This is a genomic window from Anaerovibrio lipolyticus DSM 3074, from assembly GCF_900141865.1.
GTDB lineage: Bacteria > Bacillota > Negativicutes > Selenomonadales > Selenomonadaceae > Anaerovibrio > Anaerovibrio lipolyticus.
Genome location: NZ_FQYW01000036.1, coordinates 1 through 2,384, shown reverse-complemented (window position 1 = coordinate 2,384; position 2,384 = coordinate 1). Strand labels below are relative to the sequence as shown.

General features: G+C 41.0%; 2 protein-coding genes. Both read right to left on the bottom strand.

All coding sequences use genetic code 11. From position 1 onward, the window contains the following. Window positions 1-138 precede the first annotated feature (138 nt). Complete coding sequence (locus B6K08_RS13455; RefSeq protein ID WP_052212404.1) at window positions 139-930, bottom strand: ATP-binding protein; 792 nt, start codon at window positions 928-930, stop codon at window positions 139-141. After that, on the bottom strand, window positions 923-2,245 hold the full coding sequence (gene istA / locus B6K08_RS13450) for an IS21 family transposase (RefSeq protein WP_039210400.1): 1,323 nt from the start codon (window positions 2,243-2,245) through the stop codon (window positions 923-925). The genes B6K08_RS13455 and istA overlap by 8 nt, the downstream gene beginning before the upstream one ends. Window positions 2,246-2,384: the final 139 nt, after the last annotated feature.

Here is a 2,384-nt window from a genome sequence, read left to right as displayed (position 1 = left end):
TATTAGCGTCGGCGTAATTTAACCACCTACGGGTCGGTCGTCATAGCCATTTCAGAGTCAGTCTAAAATGACCAATACAACAGTCAGCTTTGTTGACCAATAACCCAGCTTAGGCTGTTAGTTAGCCTTATCTAAACACTATTTATCTTCATGGTTCAGATTGTCAACCTGAACATTTACTACTTTGAGCTTTCGACCACGGTAACTTTTTCCCTTAAGGTTAAAGACTATGGCGTTATCAAATATCCGGTCCAGTGAGCAGAGAAGAGCATCTTCCTCCTCAAAGCATTCCTTCCACTGGGATGGCTGCTTATTACTTGTAAATACCGTATTGAACATACCCTCTTTGTTATACCGTCTGTCAATAACATCAAAGAATAACATTGTATTTTCCTTGTCGAATTTACAATGGCCAATCTCATCTATAATTAGACATTGGTATCTAACAAGGGTATTAACACAGCTGGCTGTTGAACCGGATTTTCTTGCTCTGTTGAATTTATCCCTCAGTTCAGTTGCCTTAATAAAATAGACTTTTATTCTGCGCTGCGCACATTCATAACCATATGCCTGGGCAAGGTGAGTCTTACCAATACCAGGCGGGCCTACAAATGTAATATTGGAGCCAGAGTGCAGTGTTGCCAAACTGCTTATGCCTTTTATACGCTCTACATCCTGTCCCCTTATACGTGTGAAGTCAAAGTTATCAAAGGTTTTCGGAGCACTTTTAGGCAATCTGCTTTTGTTTAATATATCTTGAACCATGGCTGCATCTTTTTTAGTCGAAAGATACGTAAAAAGATGTGACAAAGCTTCCATTGTTTCTGCTGTATAGTTTCCATCCGCGGCAATCTTTGCAAGCTCAGCTCCGCAGAGATCAATCTTGAGTTTTACACAACAGTCATTAATATTTTCAAATATATCAGTCATTCCACATATCCTCCGTATCACCGAAATTGAATTTATCGAATGTTACAGATTTTTCATGAGGAAGCTGACGTATAAATGTTTTTACTTTTGCCGTAGGAAATTCTTCAGGTTGTTCAATATTTTCATACTGCCCAATACAAAATGAATCCTTACAGCTCCATGTAACATCATGAGTAGTAAGGTGCTGCTTTAAGTCATCTGAATAGATGTATAGCTTGTCACCCTGCCTCATCACTCTTGCAAGCCTTCTGGTATAGGTATATGGTACACCAAAGCGCCTGCTTTCATAGTTTACAAAGCCATCGAAGCTAATCGTTCGAAGTGGTGCTAAATAAAATTTGAGGCTATCGCTAAGCTCCAGTGCATGAAGAAAGCATGAACATTTTGCTGCATGTATATCAGCAGGCTTACCCTCAAGGAATGTACGGTAAACGTTATTCTTGTTATCACACCAGTTCAGTGCTGCCATATTGAGGTCAGTTATGTTCAGAAATGCCCTTCCTGCAAGGAAGTTATCCTTTACGAACCTGACCAGGCGCTCTACACGTCCCTTGGTAAATGGATGTCTAGGCTTACATAGCTTTGTCTTAAAGCCAACAGTGTTCATAAAGGCTTCATAGTCATTGTTCCAGATGGGATGGCCTTCTATATCGCGCTTTGTAACAACACTCTTCATGTTGTCTGTAAGGATATATTCCGGAACCCCAAGCCGGTCAAATGCCCTTACCAAGCCAATGAATAGATTCTCTTGTTTGGCACTGGAGAAAAACTCTATATAGGCTGAGCAGCAGTGGTGGCATACAATGGCAAAGCATGCTACTTGGTATTCTTCGCCTGATGGATCAACGGCCTTTGTGAATCCCCAGTCCATCTGGAATGCTTCTCCTGGTTGTGTAGTATACCGTCTGCCACGGCTGCCTTGAGGAGCCACTAAGATACGTTTAGCAGGAACAAGGCCTTTGTTGTTGGATATGTAGTTTTTAACAATAGTAAGGCCACCAGTAAACCCTTCTTTCTGTATCTCAGAGAAGATAACAGCTGAGTTTGTTACGCCCTGCTTTAAGTAAGTATTAATGACATCCTTAAATGCATCCAGTTTTCCTTTACGTGGAACACGTGGTAATTTAGTTCTGATGCCGTCTTGAAAGTTATTCTTCTTGAGAGTACGCAGCTTGCTGCGAGATAATCCAGTTAATCTGCCAAGCTCTGCAAGATTTACCTTATCCAAAGGTATATTGTGGCCTGTCTTGGCTTCCATTACTTCTAAGGCTTGTGCTATAATTGGCACTAAGCCATTACTTTTTATATCATTCACATTGTCTCCTTCCAGCTGGGTTGATTGGTCACTATCCAGTTTAGAGGAAACGAATGAAAAAAGGAATGGCTATTTTATGTTGACTAAAATCGGCTAATTTTGACCGACCTGGAGTGGCTAATTTCGACCGACTCCAACA

Excerpts from the sequence above, each read along its gene's own strand:
- B6K08_RS13455 (WP_052212404.1), bottom strand. The coding sequence starts at position 930 with ATGACTGATATATTTGAAAATATTAATGACTGTTGTGTAAAACTCAAG.